General features: G+C 38.8%; 14 protein-coding genes and 1 riboswitch. Of the genes, 8 read left to right on the top strand and 6 right to left on the bottom strand.

The window, feature by feature from the left end; translation table 11 throughout:
* Nucleotides 1-244 precede the first annotated feature (244 nt).
* Nucleotides 245-718, bottom strand: a complete 474-nt coding sequence (locus tag KBP50_RS16060) for a hypothetical protein (RefSeq protein WP_050351459.1) — start codon at nt 716-718, stop codon at nt 245-247.
* A gap of 706 nt (nt 719-1424) precedes the next feature.
* The gene (locus tag KBP50_RS16055) at nt 1425-2237 is read right to left on the bottom strand and encodes a MerR family transcriptional regulator (protein ID WP_050351458.1); all 813 of its coding nucleotides are present in this window, start codon (nt 2235-2237) and stop codon (nt 1425-1427) included.
* Between the two features lie 88 nt (nt 2238-2325).
* Here KBP50_RS16055 and KBP50_RS16050 point away from each other — a divergent pair, with 88 nt between their 5' ends.
* The 3 genes from KBP50_RS16050 (at nt 2326) to KBP50_RS16040 (ending at nt 5989) form a co-directional block, all read left to right on the top strand.
* Nucleotides 2326-2970, top strand: coding sequence for a GNAT family N-acetyltransferase (locus KBP50_RS16050; RefSeq protein ID WP_050351457.1), 645 nt, complete (start codon nt 2326-2328; stop codon nt 2968-2970).
* A 519-nt stretch (nt 2971-3489) separates the two neighbouring features.
* Nucleotides 3490-4971 (top strand): MDR family MFS transporter, encoded by a 1482-nt coding sequence (locus KBP50_RS16045; protein ID WP_082240906.1) that lies wholly within the window; start codon nt 3490-3492, stop codon nt 4969-4971.
* Between the two features lie 289 nt (nt 4972-5260).
* On the top strand, nt 5261-5989 hold the full coding sequence (locus KBP50_RS16040; RefSeq protein ID WP_050351456.1) for a MerR family transcriptional regulator: 729 nt from the start codon (nt 5261-5263) through the stop codon (nt 5987-5989).
* Nucleotides 5990-6520: 531 nt separating this feature from the next.
* Here KBP50_RS16040 and thiE read toward each other — a convergent pair.
* From thiE to thiW, 4 genes are all read right to left on the bottom strand, one after another.
* Nucleotides 6521-7102, bottom strand: a complete 582-nt coding sequence (gene thiE, locus KBP50_RS16035; protein WP_213397340.1) for a thiamine phosphate synthase — start codon at nt 7100-7102, stop codon at nt 6521-6523.
* Nucleotides 7103-7321: 219 nt separating this feature from the next.
* Nucleotides 7322-8092 carry a hydroxyethylthiazole kinase gene (gene thiM / locus KBP50_RS16030; protein WP_050351454.1) on the bottom strand — a complete coding sequence of 257 codons (771 nt, stop codon included), beginning with the start codon at nt 8090-8092 and terminating at the stop codon, nt 7322-7324.
* On the bottom strand, nt 8089-8895 hold the full coding sequence (thiD, locus tag KBP50_RS16025; RefSeq protein ID WP_050351453.1) for a bifunctional hydroxymethylpyrimidine kinase/phosphomethylpyrimidine kinase: 807 nt from the start codon (nt 8893-8895) through the stop codon (nt 8089-8091). Before thiD ends, thiM begins: the two co-directional genes overlap by 4 nt.
* 92 nt (nt 8896-8987) lie before the next feature.
* A complete protein-coding gene (gene thiW, locus KBP50_RS16020; protein ID WP_050351452.1) occupies nt 8988-9482 on the bottom strand; it encodes an energy coupling factor transporter S component ThiW in 495 nt (164 codons plus the stop codon).
* 738 nt (nt 9483-10220) lie between these two features.
* A riboswitch (TPP riboswitch) is annotated at nt 10221-10331 on the bottom strand.
* A gap of 357 nt (nt 10332-10688) precedes the next feature.
* Between thiW and KBP50_RS16015 the strand changes: the two genes are divergently transcribed.
* The 5 genes from KBP50_RS16015 (at nt 10689) to nikC (ending at nt 16866) form a co-directional block, all read left to right on the top strand.
* Complete coding sequence (locus KBP50_RS16015) at nt 10689-11705, top strand: ABC transporter ATP-binding protein (protein ID WP_050351451.1); 1017 nt, start codon at nt 10689-10691, stop codon at nt 11703-11705.
* The gene (locus KBP50_RS16010; protein ID WP_050351450.1) at nt 11680-12651 is read left to right on the top strand and encodes an ABC transporter ATP-binding protein; all 972 of its coding nucleotides are present in this window, start codon (nt 11680-11682) and stop codon (nt 12649-12651) included. The genes KBP50_RS16015 and KBP50_RS16010 overlap by 26 nt, the downstream gene beginning before the upstream one ends.
* 284 nt (nt 12652-12935) lie before the next feature.
* Entirely contained in the window at nt 12936-14618 is a 1683-nt protein-coding gene (locus KBP50_RS16005; RefSeq protein ID WP_175609420.1) for an ABC transporter substrate-binding protein, read from the top strand.
* Nucleotides 14619-14917: 299 nt separating this feature from the next.
* Nucleotides 14918-15919, top strand: coding sequence for an ABC transporter permease (locus KBP50_RS16000; RefSeq protein ID WP_050351447.1), 1002 nt, complete (start codon nt 14918-14920; stop codon nt 15917-15919).
* An 11-nt stretch (nt 15920-15930) separates the two neighbouring features.
* Nucleotides 15931-16866: a nickel transporter permease gene (gene nikC / locus KBP50_RS15995; protein WP_050351446.1), complete on the top strand. Its 936-nt coding sequence runs from the start codon at nt 15931-15933 to the stop codon at nt 16864-16866.
* Nucleotides 16867-17103: the final 237 nt, after the last annotated feature.

Here is a 17103-nt window from a genome sequence, read left to right as displayed (position 1 = left end):
TAAGGTGCTGTAGACTTGTTGCAGGAGTTGGATAATTTCTTGCAATAAGTCTAAGTGAGAGATAATAGCACCTAAATATCCGATTCGTAAGCGCCTTTAGGTCATACCATTACTGTACTAACCATCAGTGGGGATGACTGAAAACCCCCACGGATGGAAAAGATTCACTTTGGTTCTGTTCGGTTAACAATCAGAGAGGAACGAAGCAACTCTCTGATTGAGGGGGTTTCCTTATGGGAACGAGCTAGAAACATTGAAAAGACTGAATGCGATTAAGGTCAATACCAAAGTATACCCAATTAAAACCAGTCCAACGGAAGCCAGCAATGGAATTTCTCCCTACAAATGTTGGGAAAAACCAGAAAGCGCTCCTTCTTAACCATATATACGTATACCGAAATAAACAATTACGGATGGCTCCAGGGTCAACCGCGAAGGTCTGTACTTGCGATATTTGTGGTGTAAAAGCAGGAGGTGGAGCACTTGGAGGCTGCCCCCCGCCTCCAACTCCAGGGATAGTTGGAAACCCTGGAATTACGCCTCCTGTACCAGGAAAGCCAGGGGGACCGCCGCTTCCTGGAAATCCTGGTGGTGGTCCTGGAGGTCCAAAGCCTCCGCCGGTTTGCCTTGGCTCTAAAAAGACATTTTCTAGCGTAGAGAAAGGAAACTCATGTTGTTCATCCAAGCTTGGGTCATAATGATCGTTATAAAAATGCATACATTCTCCTCCTATAATAATTCGTCTAGTTTACTATATGGGGCATCTGCCTCGCATGTTATTCAATTCCATCATAATGGGCGGACGTTTCTATGTTAAATCGTAAATAATAGCGTTGTGTTAATTATATCTGTTAATTTTAAATCAAATCAATTTTCGATATTAATGTTCATACAACAAAAAAACCTTTACAATGGAAGTTCAGGTGGTTCCTGTTCAAACCCAAAAGTAAAGGAAATTCGTATGAATATAATTATTCTTGTTTTCATCATTGGAAAATTGGTTTCACCCATTAAGTATATGAAGTGAAAGGGATATGGTGAAGTCCTCTGACATCGTGTTCATAAGGAACTCGGACAAAATTTCAGATTGTAACGTATAGTGAACGTTGACGTAGCATTGTTACACGTAATTGGGTAACTGAGACGGTCGATAATCGAAGAAAGCAACAGGGCAATAGTCGAAATAAGTCTGAAACAGCAGTTCACGCCGCTGGGTTTCGGCGGTGAGCCGAAATGAAGATGATATAGAAACTAGAGAGACCCTACTGAGGAGACATCCTCTAAGTGTTTCACACCTTAATTTATTAAGACCATGAAAGCTTATATTTTGTAATTCTCTACTACGTTGTTGCTCTTCATCCGAAAATATTTAATCTTCCCATTTTAATATATTTGGCCGTTTAAAACGAAGTTGGATAGAAAATCTAACATTCCCCATCATCCCCTATAAGCAATTGAATTTGGCAACTATAGGAATCCGTATTAAAAATATCATCTAAAAGTTCTACTTCAATGAAATTATTGATTTTTAAATTATTTTCTTCTATATAATTGTGTAATTTAGTCATGCTTTCCTCTTCATTCTCTTTGCTATAAGCAATTGTTACATATTTGCCTTCTGGTAGTATATCTATATTTTGTTCTATTTGTATACCATCATTATCGTTTAAAACACTAAAAACATAACTAGGTTCTAAGCTCCCTATTGAATTGATGTTATATACTATGCCACTTTCCATGGTTGTTTCTACATTTTTCTCTTGTATAATTTTGTCTAAATCTGAATAGTAAAGCACCTCTTTTAAATCGCCTACTTCTTTACATGGAGCAGTGACTACATAACGTTTTTTGAAATATTGTACTGTTATTTGATTATTTACTAATACCATTTTAGCAAACTGAACACTGTCATTTAATTTGTCAATAGTTTCAATTACTTCTTTCATCTTTTTCATTTTTAGTTCGGTTTCTTCTTTTTTAAAAGCCAGAAATTTTAATAAGTTGTTTGTATTACTCTCCATGAAAATTTGTTTCAGTTCTTTAATACTGGTTCCTAAAATTCTACAAGCTTTGATTATATCGATGTGAATAAACTGATCGATTGAATAGTATCTAAAACCAGATTCCTTATCGATATAAGCTGGGATAAGAATGCCCTCTTGGTGGTAATATCTTAAAGCTTTTATTGTGACACCTTTGATATCAGCAACTTCACCAATAGAAAATAAATCTTTCATTTTATCTTTCCTTTCTTGTTGACTCTACCCTAAGGGGAGATAGTACTATCATTTTATAGTTAAAGTTAATGAAAGGATAGTGGAAAAAATGAGCACTGTAAAATATAGAGATCTTAAAAGAGAAGATTACCAACAAATAAAACAATTAATTAATGATGCATTTAATTTTCATGAATTTATAAAAGACGAAAGAGTTTTAAATTTAGTATTAAACTATTATCTACAAAGTTGTATTGTAAGTAGCTCTTTTAGTAAAGTAGCTGAAAAAGATAATAAAGTAATTGGTATTATCCTCGGAAATGCACTAAAAGACCGACATCGTCTAAAGAAAGCTCATAATATTTTTAGTATTGCAAGGACTATGTTTAAAGGTATTTTTGTATCTAAGGAAAACAGAAAAGTGCTAAATATATTCTCAGAGACTGAAAAAGCGTATGATGAATTGTTTAAAGGAAAGGAAAAGAATTTTCAAGGGAGTATTGAATTGTTTATCGTATCTCAAGAATCAAGGGGTCTTGGAGTAGGTGGAGAGTTGCTTAATAGTTTGTTCAATTACATGAAAAGTATGAGAGTAAATTCTATATATGTTTACACTGACAATGAGTGTAATTATGGATTTTATGATAGTAAAAATTTTAAACGTATAAATGAAAAAGAAATCATTTTTGAACAGTTCAAGGATAGCCTAACAGTATTTTTATATGAATATAATTTTCCTATAGTGAGATTATAATTCCCGATAAAGAAGGTTGAAATAATTAAATTTAACTTCTATTTAAAATCATGCTTGCTAATAAAAATTATCGGTGGTAGTATTATTCTTACTTGTGAAGTATAGCTCAGAAGCTGGGCAAGAAAATGAACTGAAACGTGCAACCATATCGTAGTATCGAGCATATCTATCGGGAATGCGTAACATGGGCGAGATAACGTGATACATTAGCCAAAGTAGTAATCTCATCATTTAGAAGCGCATAAGATTTGCATGGGATTTTACCCCGTATAAAAGGGTATGTAAGACTCCCACTTCAGGAGTTGGATATCTATCTGTACGGCAACAAGTCTAAGTGGGAGATAACAGCATCTAAATACCCGATTCGTTCATCTAACAATCCGTGGGGGATGAATGCAAACCCCCACGGATTGAAGATTTACTTTATACATCCGCTATAAATTTCTGGAAATCAGCACAATAGATTCTCCGACTATGGCACTTATCTACAGATACTACAAAGAGAAGGGAATTTCATGAATGAGTAACAAGAACACGAAATACGAGTATTTAGCGGATGATCCGCAATTTAAAGTTATGCCGATTATGTTGTCATTAATTATCGGGGCATTCTTTGCGATTCTTAATGAAACATTGCTTAATATTGCTTTAACGACGTTAATGAAAGAATTTAATGTATCACTGACGTCCGTGCAGTGGATGGCAACTGGTTTTCTTCTCGTAATGGGAATAGTTATCCCTGCTTCTGCAGTTATGTTGCAATGGTTTACAACGAGGCAGTTATTTTTAGGAACGATGATTGTTTTTACCATTGGAACAACTATTGCAGCATTAGCACCTACTTTTCCGATATTACTTCTGGGAAGGTTAGTTCAAGCTGTTGGTACAGGCCTATTAATGCCAGTTATTTTTAATGTCTTCCTGCTTGTTTTCCCACCGCATCGGAGAGGGAAAGTGATGGGGCTAGTAGGACTTGTGATTATGTTCGCACCTGCAATCGGACCAACCTTGTCAGGTGTGATTGTTGAATATTTGGGTTGGCGTTTTCTGTTTATTGTCGTCATTCCGTTTGCATTGTTTTCCATCGCATTTGCTTATAAGTATTTAGTTAATGTTTCTGAAGTTACGAAACCAAAGATAGATATACTTTCACTTGTTTTTTCTACGATTGGATTTGGATCATTAATTTACGGGTTTAGCTCAGCTGGAGAAAAAGGGTTCCTAAGTCCAAATGTGTATATTTTCATTATTGTTGGTCTCATAGGGATTACTATTTTTTCAATGAGACAATTTAAGTTAAACGATCCTGTTTTGGATCTTCGGGTTTTTAAATATCCCATGTTCACACATGGTATGCTGATGTTTTTAATTATCATTATGACGATGTTTTCATCGGAAATAATTTTGCCTATATTTATGCAGGGAGCTTTAGCATTTTCCGCTGCTAAAGCGGGAATGATGTTATTGCCCGGGAGCATCATCAATGGATTAATGTCTCCAGTTATGGGTCATTTATTTGACAAATTTGGACCAAGAGTAATGATGATCCCTGCAACATTCATTTTAAGCACCACCATGTTTATGTTGAGTAGATTAAACGAAAACACGGAGGCTTGGATGATTATTGTTGCATATATCATATTAATGCTGACTGTCTCTGCCATTATGATGCCAGCAGAAACAAATGGATTAAATCAATTGCCAAAACGACTCTATCCACATGGTACCTCAGTTATGTCCACGTTACAGCCAGTAGCAGGAGCTGTCGGCGTGTCTGTTTTTATTAGTATTTTAAATGCGAAACAAAACCATTACCTAAGTCAATCTTCTACTCCGAATGACCCTGCTACCATTAACGATGCGATGATCGTAGGGGTTGAATTCGTTTATTTTATCGCATTTGCTATTTCTATCATTGCCGTTATTTTAGCATTTTTAGTATACCGAGCAGTTCCGAGAGAGGAATATAAAGAAGTAAATCAACAAGATAGTCTAAAATAAATGAACCATTACTCAGTGGGGCTTTTCTCTTTCCCCACTGATTGTTCGTAGTGCAAGGGTATGACCTAGTGATCCTTGAATGAATCTAGAATTTGGATAGCATTATCTCCCGCATAGACTTTTTTTGTATCTATATCACCTTTGAAGTGCGAGTCATACCGCTTCTGACATTCGGGAGAAACGGATGCGTTTAAATGTAAGATGGAATTATAACCGTAAAATTAAATATTCGTTCTTGACCCTAACGTAACGTTACTGTTTATGCTTGAAAAGCAGGGAGGGAAGCACGATGCAAGTGAAGGAAGTAGCTGATTTAGTTGGTATTAGTATCCGTACGCTGCACCATTATGACGCTATTGGTTTGCTCAAACCGCAGCATACAACAAGGGCCGGTTACCGGATTTATACAGATAGTGAGCTGGAACGGCTGCAGCAAATCCTGTTTTTCAAAGAGCTTGGATTTCCCTTGAAGAATATAAAGGAAATCTTAGATAATCCTTCCTTTGATCAAGTAGAAGCGTTAGAAAAGCATCGCGAACGATTGCTTGCTAAACGAAGACAAATCGATACGATGCTGGAAACAATTCAAAAAACGATAAGACATACGAAAGGGGAACTTACAATGAGTAATCAAGAACGTTTTGCAGGATTTGATTTTAGCAGCAACCCTTATGAACAAGAAGCTCGTGAACGTTGGGGAGATAAAGCTGTTGACAAAGCAAATGCCAACATAAACGAATTAAACAAAAGAGAGAACCTAGAACAAACCATCAACGATTTGTACCACAGGCTTGCAGCCATTCGTAAAGAGGATCCAGCTTCAGAAATAGCGCAAAAGCGAATTGGTGAGTGGTTCCATTTATTGAATGAAATAGGCACTTATTCATTAGACGCTTTTAAAGGACTAGGGCAAATGTATGTAGAAGACGACCGTTTCAGGAAAAACATTGATCAATTTGGTGAAGGACTAGCGAGCTTTATGCGAGACGCAATGGTGATTTATGCAGATAGTAAATAAGGGGAACAGGAAAAGCATCTTTACCTGCGTACAGCCCAATCGACTTTGTTCGTGAAGCGAGCAACTTTCTATGGAGTTCGAGTGACATTTCCTAGTAATACGAGCAACTTTCTTGGCACTCTGAGTGGCTTATTTAATGATACAAGCAACTCCCTTTAGCTCAGAAAAACGAGACTTGGATAAAAGTATTTTTATCCAAGTAAAATCTGAACTATGTAGCTATTATAGATGATGCAATTAATCTGCTCTAGAAATATATTTTGCTTTTTGCGTGCAACCGGTCAGCCTCTTTAGACCCGCGCACTATGTGGTCTCACCGATGCCTTTTCTCCAAAGCATTGTCTACGTATATTTCTGAAGCTAAATTAGTACTTCATTCGCCTTTTGAGTTAATAATCTGTACAGCAATAAGTCTAAGTGGAAGTTAATAGCACCTAAATCCCCGCCCTTCAGAGTCCTTTAAGTTATACGATTACGGTACTAATAATCAGCGGGGGTTTTCATTTATCCCCCACTGAATGAAAATTTATTTTATAATTTTGCAACTGCTTCGTTAATATTTTTTGCCTTGGTAATGGCAGAGATAATAGCCACACCCTCAGCTCCTGACTCCAAAACCGATGCTGCATTTTCTGTAGAGATTCCGCCAATACCAACGATTGGCATGTTTGGATAAAGCTGTTTTACTTGTTTAATCCAATCTGTACCAACTGCAGCTTTTGCATCCTCTTTGGTGGTTGTGGCAAAAATAGGACCGACACCAAGATAGTCAACATGATCAAGCGGGCTTGATTGCAATTCTTGCATGTTGGATATAGAAAGACCGATCCATTTATTGGGGAAACGTTGTCGCAATTCTAAAGCATTTACATCATCCTGACCGACATGGATTCCGTCCGCATCTAAAACTTGTGTTAACTCCACATCATCATTAACAAAAAATGGGATGTCATATTGCTTGCAAATATTTCGTAATTCTTTTCCTAATATATATTTTTGAAACCCCGATAGAGATCCTTGTCCTTTTTCGCGATACTGAAAAGCAGTAATACCTGCTTGAATTGCTTCTTCCAAAATTTGTTTTGGATCTCGGTCACAATTTTGACTACCCATAATGAAATATTTTCGTAAAGCTTGCTGTAAATTCAAAATGAATCAGCACCTTTCTTCAATTATTGCTATCCTATCTTCCTTTTTCAAATCTATACCACATCTAAGTTGTGTCAAACTTATTCATATAAGTGAAAAAATGGAAGTTAGAAAGGCTCCATCATCCATACTGATGAAGCCGGGAAAATAAAACCTTACACGTGGTACTACATACAATGAAGACTAAACGCCATTTAACTGATCCACACTGCGTGATAATGCATCAATAAACGCTGGTAGAAAACTGCCCGACCCATGGACGTGTCCTTGAGCTGCAGCATACTCCGCTGCTAACCCATAAAAATAGACAGCTGCAAATGCTTGATCCTCTATGGGTGCTTCTGTAGTTAAACAAGCGGTTAAGATAGAGCCTAATAAACATCCGGCCCCGGTGATTTTTTCCAGATAACGATGTCCAGTTGTATTCTGTATTACGTTACCTTCGTTGCAAATGAAGTCTGTTTCTCCTGTTACAACTGCTGTCGTTCGGTACATCTCGGATACTTTCGCTGCGATTTCTTTTCCATCTCCATCTCCAACAGATTCGACGCCTTTAACTTCCCAAGGAATATCGACAAGCTTCGCCATTTCTCCTGCATTCCCTTTAATGGCAGTGAATTGTACTTCTTGCAACAATTGTTTTACGACATCTTTGCGGAAAGACGTCGCTCCAATCCCAACAGGGTCCAGGACAACGGGGACGCCTTTTTTGTTGGCTGCTTTACCTGCAAGCTTCATTGCAGGAAGCTCCGTTAGTGTTGATGTTCCAATATTAATAAGCACTCCATCGGCGATGGATGCCATTTCGCCTGCTTCTTCTTCTGCTTTTGCCATGATTGGTGAACCACCAAAAGCTAATAAACCATTAGCGGTAAAGTTCATTACTACTTCATTCGTTAAATTATGAATAAGTGGATTCCTTGTTCTTACTTGTTGGATAACAGATTCGTTCATTGTTCCACCCTTTCTTCACGAATTCCCCAATGATTTGTGGGTCCATTTCCAGCCCCTAAAGGGAAAGAGTGTTTAATAGCTGCTGTTACAAATTGCTTCGCTTTATTGACGGCTTCGTATAAAGGGAACCCTTTGCTTAAATAGGCTGTAATGGCTGCCGAATATGTGCAACCAGTGCCATGTGTACTTGTCGTATCAAAGCGTTTGGAATGAAAGGTATGGATCGTATTTCCATCATACAAGTAATCAACCGCATCACCTTCTAGATGTCCGCCTTTCACTAGTGCAGCTCGAGCGCCGTGTTTTTCAACAATTTCGCTGGCAGCCGCTTTTAAATCGTTTATATCATGAATTTTTTGCCCAGTAATAAATTCTGCTTCTGGAATATTCGGTGTGACAACAGTAGCTAAAGGTAGAAGCTGTTCCTTTAAAAAATCCCTCGCCTCTTCCGCAATTAATGGATCGCCACTTGTAGCAACCATTACTGGATCCATCACGTAATAAGCGTCTGTCTTAGACAATTGTTCAACAATAACACGCATCATAGATTCATTGGCAATCATCCCTGTTTTTAGACTGTGTACGGGCATATCGGAAAAAACAGATTGCATTTGTTCTTTAATCATTTCAATTGGTATATGGTGGACATTTTGTACACCAGTGGTATTTTGGGCGACTACAGAAGTAATGACAGACATACCATAAACGGCAAGCTCTTGGAACGTTTTAAGATCTGCTTGAATACCTGCCCCTCCACTTGGGTCCGTTCCTGCAATCGTTAATGCACATGGGATTTGTTTCATTCTATTCGCTTCCCTTCCAGTTTTTATTCGTGATCCTTTTTTAAACTCTAAATTATAGAAAAGATACTCCCTATTGCGTAGTGTTCGATGCCTTAGCTTTCTTGTAAACGAACGATTGGATCAGTTTTAACACGTAAAACGACGAACCAACCAAGAAATGCACCAGAAATACTGCTTATTAAAAACGATGGCATAAAGAATAAAGCCCCTGCACTACTGGCCATAAATAGCTTGGCGACCGGTACTGCAAGAAGGGAGCCGATCATTCCGGTGCCGATGCTCTCACCAATTACCGCCCAGATCTTCTTCTTAAACGTGCGATAAAGAACACCGGCAAGCCAAGCTCCAACCATCGCTCCTGGAAATGCTAATATCGTTCCAAGTCCTAGCATATTTCGTAATACCCCGATCATGAAAGCTACTACTACTGCCGGACCAGGGCCTAATGTAATAGCTGCTATCACATTAACGGCATGTTGGACAGGGTATGCTTTGGCAAACCCAGCTGGGAACCAAAGAAATTGCGCTCCCAGTGTTCCAATGGCAACAAAGACTGCCATTAGTGTTAATACATATGTTTTTTTCATAGCATCACCTTACTTTTCGTATTCTTCTGTATAAGACGTTATCTTGGCAGAGGGAAAATTGCTTTGAAAGATAGGCAGAGAAGAAGTGTTTTCCATTTAAATTTTTTGGCGGTTAGTAATTTAATCGTCATCACAAAGAGAGAAATTAAATAGATACGAAGTGAAAGGGAAGATTGATGGATATACTTCGGAAACTATTATTTCATGCTTCACATGTTTTGTGTCGAAAACGATTGTCGGTCCTAACCATATAGAACAAAGGCACAAGCGCCCGTTTAGCAACGTAGTGAATGGACGAATCAACGAAAGATAAAGTGAACCTTCCATCAGCGGGTTTTCTTCATCCCCGCTGATTGTTAGTACCACCAGGGTATGACCTAAAGGTCCTTGAACGAATCGGGGATTTAGGTGCTGTTACCTCCCGCTTCGTCTTGTTCAGCTCATATCTTACATTCTTGAAGTGGGAGTCTACAACGCCTTTTTACGGGATAAAGGAATCATGCCACTAAAAACAGGGGTATGCCGACGCCTGAGCGGCAAGCCCGTTTTTAGTCGGCCATCCTCTTTGTAACGAACCAATGATGACTTATCGTAGGGCGCATTTCTAAGTTCACATAGTTGCTGGGCGCTGGAGCCGGACGTGACTATCGGTTATTTCCTTTTCCACTAGCACCTAATTTTATTCTTTTTAAAAAAGTCAGATCCATATTGGACCTGACTTGGAAGGTTTTAGATAGAAAAATCTCTCTACTACTTCCCTCCGCTGGTCTTAACCAGATCAGGTCAATAAGAGTCAGAAGCTATTTGCTTCTTCTCAGCCCCCTCTATAGGGCCCCCCTAGTAGTTCTTTAAATATATATGCAATTCTACCTAGCAATGCTAGTAAGTTAAGGATAACAAATCAACACTTGTTTGTCATGGAAAATGCTAGTGTGTTAACTTATTTAAAATGAACTAAGGGATAGGGTGAAGATGAAATAATTAAAATAAGCTAAGGTAATAGTTTTCTACATTGCAGGAAATCTGTATAAAGAAAGATTAATAATTTTAAGCGGACATGAATAATAATAACATTACAAGATGGCTCTAAAATCTTATACATTTTAAAGCCAAAATAAAGATTCATATCTTGGATTTAAAACTACAGGACTTAAGTCTTCATCTTATGATAAAAATATGTTTAATGAAAAAGAGGTGATAATAACGATGCTCGAAGTCATACTGGAATTACAGGATTTGCATACGCACTTTTTTACGGATAAGGGGGAAATCCCCGCGGTAGATGGGGTTAGCTTATCCGTTCATAAAGGCGAGGTGGTTGGAATTGTTGGTGAATCGGGATGTGGAAAAAGCGTAACCTCCTTATCAGTAATGCAATTAATCCCCAGTCCGCCTGGAAAAATAGTAAGTGGCAAAATTAAATTTAAAGGTGAAGAAATTGTATCCGCTTCCAATAAAAGGATGAAGCAAATACGTGGTAATGAGATTGCTATGATCTTTCAGGAGCCAATGACTTCGTTAGACCCTTTGTTTACTATAGGCAATCAGATTATGGAAGGGATACAATTGCACGAAAAAATAAGCAAACAAGACGCTCGAAACAGAGCTATGGCATTATTACGACTGGTAGGTATCCCAAGAGCAAATGAGATTGTGGATAGTTACCCTCATCAACTGTCAGGCGGAATGAGGCAACGTGTAATGATTGCCATGTCCATGGCCTGTAACCCAGATTTGTTAATTGCAGATGAACCTACAACAGCACTCGATGTTACCATTCAAGCACAAATATTAGATCTTATGCGCCAGTTAAATAAAGAAAAGCAGACAGCGATCTTATTAATCACTCATGATTTAGGCATCGTGGCAGAAATATGCGATCGAGTTGTTGTCATGTATGCGGGGCAAGTAATTGAAGAAGGGACGACGAGAGAGATATTAAAATATCCAAATCATCCCTATACGAAAGGTCTAATTCGATCACTGCCAACTATGAATAAAAAAGAGCAACGTCTTTACTCCATTCCAGGGACGGTACCAAAGCCAAAAATGGGAAGAGTAGGCTGTCGTTTTGCACCACGCTGTGACCTTGCGTTTGAACGTTGTTTTCAAGAGACTCCTCCATTGTTTGAGTTAGGGAAAATTCGTAAAAGCAGGTGCTTTCTAAATGAACAAACGGAAGGAGGAAGAGCAGAAAATGACAAAACCACTGCTGGAAGTTAAAGGGCTGAAAAAATATTTTGAGATAAGAGGAGGGGTGTTTGGTCGAAAAACTGGGGAAATAAAAGCCGTCGATGACGTCTCTTTTACAGTAAGAGAAGGAGAAATACTAGGCATTGTCGGAGAATCAGGCTGTGGGAAGTCAACGACTGGAAAATCGATTTTGCGCTTAATTGAACCTTCGGCTGGGGAAGTGACATTTGCAGGTAGAAAGATTACTCATTTGGATTCAGAAGAGCTGCGCAAACTACGTAAGGATATGCAGATTATTTTTCAGGATCCGTACGCTTCTTTAAATCCGCGGCACACTGTTGAAAAAATAATTGGCGAACCTCTGCTTGTCCATGGGACGATATCTGCGGAAGAACGAAAAAAGCGAGTGAAAGAATTATTGAAAGTAGTCGGACTTAGCAGCTATCATGCTTCAAGATACCCGCACCAGTTTAGTGGCGGACAACGACAGCGAATCGGAATTGCCCGAGCACTAGCGAACCATCCCCAATTAATTATCTGCGATGAACCAGTATCAGCATTAGATGTTTCCGTTCAGTCACAAATTCTAAATTTGATGCAAAAGTTGCGCGAAGAATTTCAGTTAACTTATGTGTTTATCGCTCACGATCTAAGCGTTGTAAAACATATAAGTGATCGGGTAGGCGTTATGTACTTGGGAGGCTTGATGGAATTAGCGGACAAGGACAAGTTGTATGAAGGTCCCAAACATCCATATACACAAGCGTTATTGTCAGCAGTACCAACACCGGACCCTGACGATGTTAGAGAACGAATTATTTTAAAAGGCGATGTACCAAGTCCAGCTAACCCTCCGACAGGGTGCGTGTTTCATACAAGATGTCCACAAGCAATGGACATTTGTAAAACAGTAAAACCAGCGTTTGAAGAGGTGGAAGATAACCATTTTGTCGCATGTCATTTGTTCATTATGTAAGGTGCTGTAGGATACCACTTCCAAAGTTGAGGTGAATGCAAACAAATCTAAGGCACCTAAATGCCAAATTAGTTCGGATGCCTTTAGGTCATATCCACGCGGTACTAACAATCAGGGGGAATATAATGTCAATTGATTCAATATTAGTTTAATCATATCTATTTGCATATTCTTGCGGTATAAACAATCAGGGGGATGAAAGATACCCCCGCTGATTGAAGATTTACTTTATAGATTTGATGAACCAGTATCAAATATATTCAAGTTTTAAAGGGGGAAGAATGATGAAGGGGAAATACGCATTTTGGTCCATCCTAATGCTTTTATTCATTTTATTATTAGCAGCCTGCAGTGGGGATGGGGGAGCAGATCCCAGTGCTTCAGAAGAAGGGAACGAAGCTGGGAACGAAGAGGGTACAAGTGAGCAAAAAGGTTCAAATGCTGCTGGAGACCAGGTGTTAGTTTATGCACGCGGTGGTGATTCTGTCAGCTTGGACTTTGCTAGTATTTCCGACGGAGAATCTTCTCGGGTTACGAAAAACATTTTTGAAAGCTTACTGGACTATGATAAAGAATCTTTTGAAGTAGTCCCCGGTTTATCACACGACTGGGAAGTATCAGATGATGGTTTAAGTTATACCTTTTTCTTAGAAGAAGACGTCACCTTTCATGATGGCACACCTTTTAACGCCGAAGCTGTAAAAATCAATTTCGAACGCTGGGCAGATCCGAAACATAAATACGCGTTTACCGATCAAGGGTATGCATATCCGTTGTATGGAACGATGTTCGGCGGCTATAAAGGTGATGACACACACAATATTAAAGAAATAAATGTGATTAATGATTATGAAATTGAATTTGTTTTAAAAGCACCCCAAGGACCATTCCTGCAAAATATGGCCATGCATTATTTTGCGATGACCTCTCCTGCGGCTTTAGAAAAATATGGTCCGGATATTGGAGAAAACCCTGTAGGGACAGGTCCATTTAAATTTGTCAGCTGGAGTAAAAATGATCAAATTATTTTAGAAAAATTTGCAGATTACCGCAAAGAAGGGCTACCAAAGTTAGATCAAGTTATCTTTGAAGTTATTCCAGAGAATTCAGCACGATTAATCGCCTTACGTTCTGGAGAAGTGGATATTATTGATGGGATTAACCCAGATGATGCTGCCGGGATTGAGTCAGAAGAAGGGCTCGAGTTATACGTTCGAGGAGAAAATAATGTAGGATTTTTAGGTATGAATGTGGAAAAGGAGCCATTAAATGACAAATTAGTTCGTCAGGCCATCAATTATGCTGTTGATACAGAAGCCATTGTCGAAGCGTTGTATGCTGATTATGCAACAACAGCAATTAATTTAATTCCACCGAACTACTTTGGTTACAATGAAGAAATAAAAGCCTACGGGCATGATGTGGAGCGTGCGCAAGAATTATTAGCTGAAGCAGGATATGATAACGGGTTTGAGTTGGATCTTTGGGTCATGCCTGTGTCCAGACCATACATGCCAGACCCTGAAACGGTAGCCGAAATCGTCCAAAGCAATTTGGAGGAAGTAGGTATCACAACAAACATTGTACGAGAAGAATGGGCGCCTTATCTAGAAAAAACCGGTAAAGGGGAACATGAGCTATACTTGCTCGGTTGGTCTGGATCTAATGGGGACCCAGATTACTTCTTTGATAGCTTATTGCATGGAGATAGTATTGGCGGGGAAAACCGTTCGTTTTATAAAAACAACGAGGTGGATGAATTAATTGATCAAGCTGGAGCTGAAATTGATCAAGGCCAACGTGCAGAATTGTATAAGCAAGTGCAAGCGATCCTTCATGAAGAAGCTCCAGGAGTAAACATTGTACATTCAACACCTCTTGCTGCAGCTAAAAGTGAAGTGAAAAACTTCATTCCACATCCGTCTACAAGTGATCCATTGGAAGAAGTTGAGATTGCAACGGAATAAAGCTTAAATGGATATCTTCTAGAACCAAAATAGAGTATCGTTTCGCCATCTTTGGATGGTAATTGGAAATAGCTGATCGTTTGAAAACGCTTGTGTTTGCTGCTGAATTTTTCCTTGTCCGATAAAACTTTTATATATCAGAATTTTGTTGAAAGTTAGGGTGGAGAGGTTTGGCAGCGAACTGTATCGAACAAAATAGGGGGTAACTATTATAAAATACGACACGGTTATTTTAATATACATTTTGCTTACCCTCCCTATTTTGTTGAGTTAGATCAAAATAAGATTGGGGTGAAAAGGTGACTGCATATATCATACGCCGCTTGTTGCATCTGATTCCGGTATTAATTGGAATGACATTAATTACTTTTTCGATTGTGCATTTAATACCAGGCAATCCCGCGCAAACCATCCTAGGAGAAGCAGCTACACAAGAAGCTGTTAAAAATCTCGAAGAAAGTATGGGATTAAATGAACCATATATAAAGCAATATGGGATTTATGTAACTGATTTATTGAAAGGCGATTTAGGAACGTCGTTACGAACAAAAGCTGCTATTACAAAAGAAATTTGGCCACATATTGCAGCTACGTTTGAATTAACTTTTTTTGCAATGCTATTTGCTATATTTATTGGTGTTAACGCTGGCATCATTAGTGCTTGGAAACAAAATTCCTGGTTTGATTTCTTAGCTATGCTATTCGCGCTTGTAGGAGTATCCATACCTGTTTTTTGGTTAGCTTTAATGGAACAATGGGTATTTGCTCAAGAGCTTGGATGGTTTCCTGCTTATGGAAGGGAAAATAGCCGCGATCCAATTGCAGCCATTACACAATTTTATGTGCTTGATGCATTGATTCATTTGGATTTTCCAAGAGTCTTCACTATTTTAAAGCATCTTCTATTACCTAGTATTGCACTCGGGACAATTCCGATGGCCATTATTGCAAGAATGACTCGTTCCAGTATGTTGGAGGTAATGCAGTCTGATTATATTCGAACCGTTCGAGCTAAAGGTGGAGGACAATTTCTGGTTATTTATAAACATGCTTTAAAAAATGCGACCATACCTGTCCTGACTGTAATCGGTTTGCAAACAGGTGTACTGTTAGGTGGGGCGATACTAACAGAGACGATCTTCAGTTGGCCAGGAATTGGCAGGTATGTATTTGAAGCAATTAATTATCGAGATTACCCAGTGATTCAATCAGGTATTTTAGTGATTGCGTTTCTCTTTGTCATGATTAATTTAATTGTCGATATTTTATATACGTATATTGATCCAAGGATTAAATATTAGGGGGTGATGGAATGAGTGCAGAAAAAAATAACAAGCAAGGACAGCAACTGCCGTTAACCAACCCTGCAACTCTGGATTCGCATATCGATGAGGATGACATCGAAGAAACGTCTCCATGGAAAGATACATGTAAACACTTGCAGAAAAATCGCTTTGCTATTACTGGATTTTTAATTATCCTATTTTTTGTTTTATTCGGTCTTTTAGCGCCTTTATTGACATCCTATTCTTATCAAGGACAAGACTTAGCCAATCGCTTACAACCACCGTCATCGGAGCACTGGTTTGGCACAGATGATGTGGGGAGAGATATTTTTACTCGTATCGCCTATGGTGCAAGAGTTTCTTTGCAAGTTGGTTTTTTTGCCGTCACAGGGGCGCTTGTATTTGGTACGTTACTAGGAATGATTGCCGGCTATTTTGGTCGGTGGATAGATACCATTATATCGAGAATTTTTGATATATTATTAGCATTCCCGAGTATTTTGTTGGCGATTGCGGTTGTTGCCATTTTAGGAGCTTCCTTGCAAAATGCATTAATAGCGATTGCCATTATTAATATACCAATCTTTGGAAGGATCGTTCGGTCGAAGGTTATTAGTTTGCGGGAAGAAGAATTTATCATGGCCGCCAGAGCTCAAGGAATGAAAAACGGTCGCATCATCTTCCATCATATTTTGCCTAATAGTGCCGCACCAATTATTGTACAAGCTACACTAGGGTTTGGGACAGCCATATTAGACGCAGCCGCACTGGGGTTTTTAGGGTTGGGTGCACAACCCCCAACACCTGAATGGGGAGCCATGCTGGCAGGTTCGCGTGATTTTATCCAACTAGCCCCTTGGACACTCATTTTTCCTGGTATTTCGATCATGCTAGTTGTTTTAGGCTTTAACCTTATTGGTGACGGATTGCGAGATGCTTTAGATCCTAAAATGAAAAATTAAAGGATAGTTTTTAATGAGGCGGACTCAGAATAGGATATATCCGCACATTTTGAGTCTGTCTTTTTAGTGTGTGTTTAAAAAAGCTGATAATCCAAAGCGAATTAATTAGCTTCTGATTCCATTAATTGGCTATAGCTTGCAGATCAGCTGTTGAAAAAGTCACTCGTGGCAAATATCACCACTCGTTTAAATCAGAGAAGTCGCTCAAAAAGCTGAAAATCGCTCACAAAGGTTGAA

The sequence above is a fragment of the Virgibacillus pantothenticus genome (assembly GCF_018075365.1).
In the GTDB taxonomy this organism is placed as follows: Bacteria; Bacillota; Bacilli; order Bacillales; family Amphibacillaceae; genus Virgibacillus; species Virgibacillus pantothenticus.
This window is presented reverse-complemented; position numbering and strand designations above follow the sequence as displayed.

Coding starts and splice junctions, on each gene's coding strand:
- thiE (WP_213397340.1), bottom strand. CDS start 7,102: ATGGGTAGTCAAAATTGTGACCGAGATCCAAAACAAATTTTGGAAGAA.
- KBP50_RS16015 (WP_050351451.1), top strand. CDS start 10,689: ATGCTCGAAGTCATACTGGAATTACAGGATTTGCATACGCACTTTTTT.
- nikC (WP_050351446.1), top strand. CDS start 15,931: ATGAGTGCAGAAAAAAATAACAAGCAAGGACAGCAACTGCCGTTAACC.
- KBP50_RS16055 (WP_050351458.1), bottom strand. CDS start 2,237: ATGAAAGATTTATTTTCTATTGGTGAAGTTGCTGATATCAAAGGTGTC.
- KBP50_RS16045 (WP_082240906.1), top strand. CDS start 3,490: ATGAGTAACAAGAACACGAAATACGAGTATTTAGCGGATGATCCGCAA.
- thiW (WP_050351452.1), bottom strand. CDS start 9,482: ATGAAAAAAACATATGTATTAACACTAATGGCAGTCTTTGTTGCCATT.
- KBP50_RS16010 (WP_050351450.1), top strand. CDS start 11,680: ATGACAAAACCACTGCTGGAAGTTAAAGGGCTGAAAAAATATTTTGAG.
- KBP50_RS16005 (WP_175609420.1), top strand. CDS start 12,936: ATGAAGGGGAAATACGCATTTTGGTCCATCCTAATGCTTTTATTCATT.
- KBP50_RS16060 (WP_050351459.1), bottom strand. CDS start 718: ATGCATTTTTATAACGATCATTATGACCCAAGCTTGGATGAACAACAT.
- KBP50_RS16040 (WP_050351456.1), top strand. CDS start 5,261: ATGCAAGTGAAGGAAGTAGCTGATTTAGTTGGTATTAGTATCCGTACG.
- thiM (WP_050351454.1), bottom strand. CDS start 8,092: ATGAACGAATCTGTTATCCAACAAGTAAGAACAAGGAATCCACTTATT.
- thiD (WP_050351453.1), bottom strand. CDS start 8,895: ATGAAACAAATCCCATGTGCATTAACGATTGCAGGAACGGACCCAAGT.
- KBP50_RS16050 (WP_050351457.1), top strand. CDS start 2,326: ATGAGCACTGTAAAATATAGAGATCTTAAAAGAGAAGATTACCAACAA.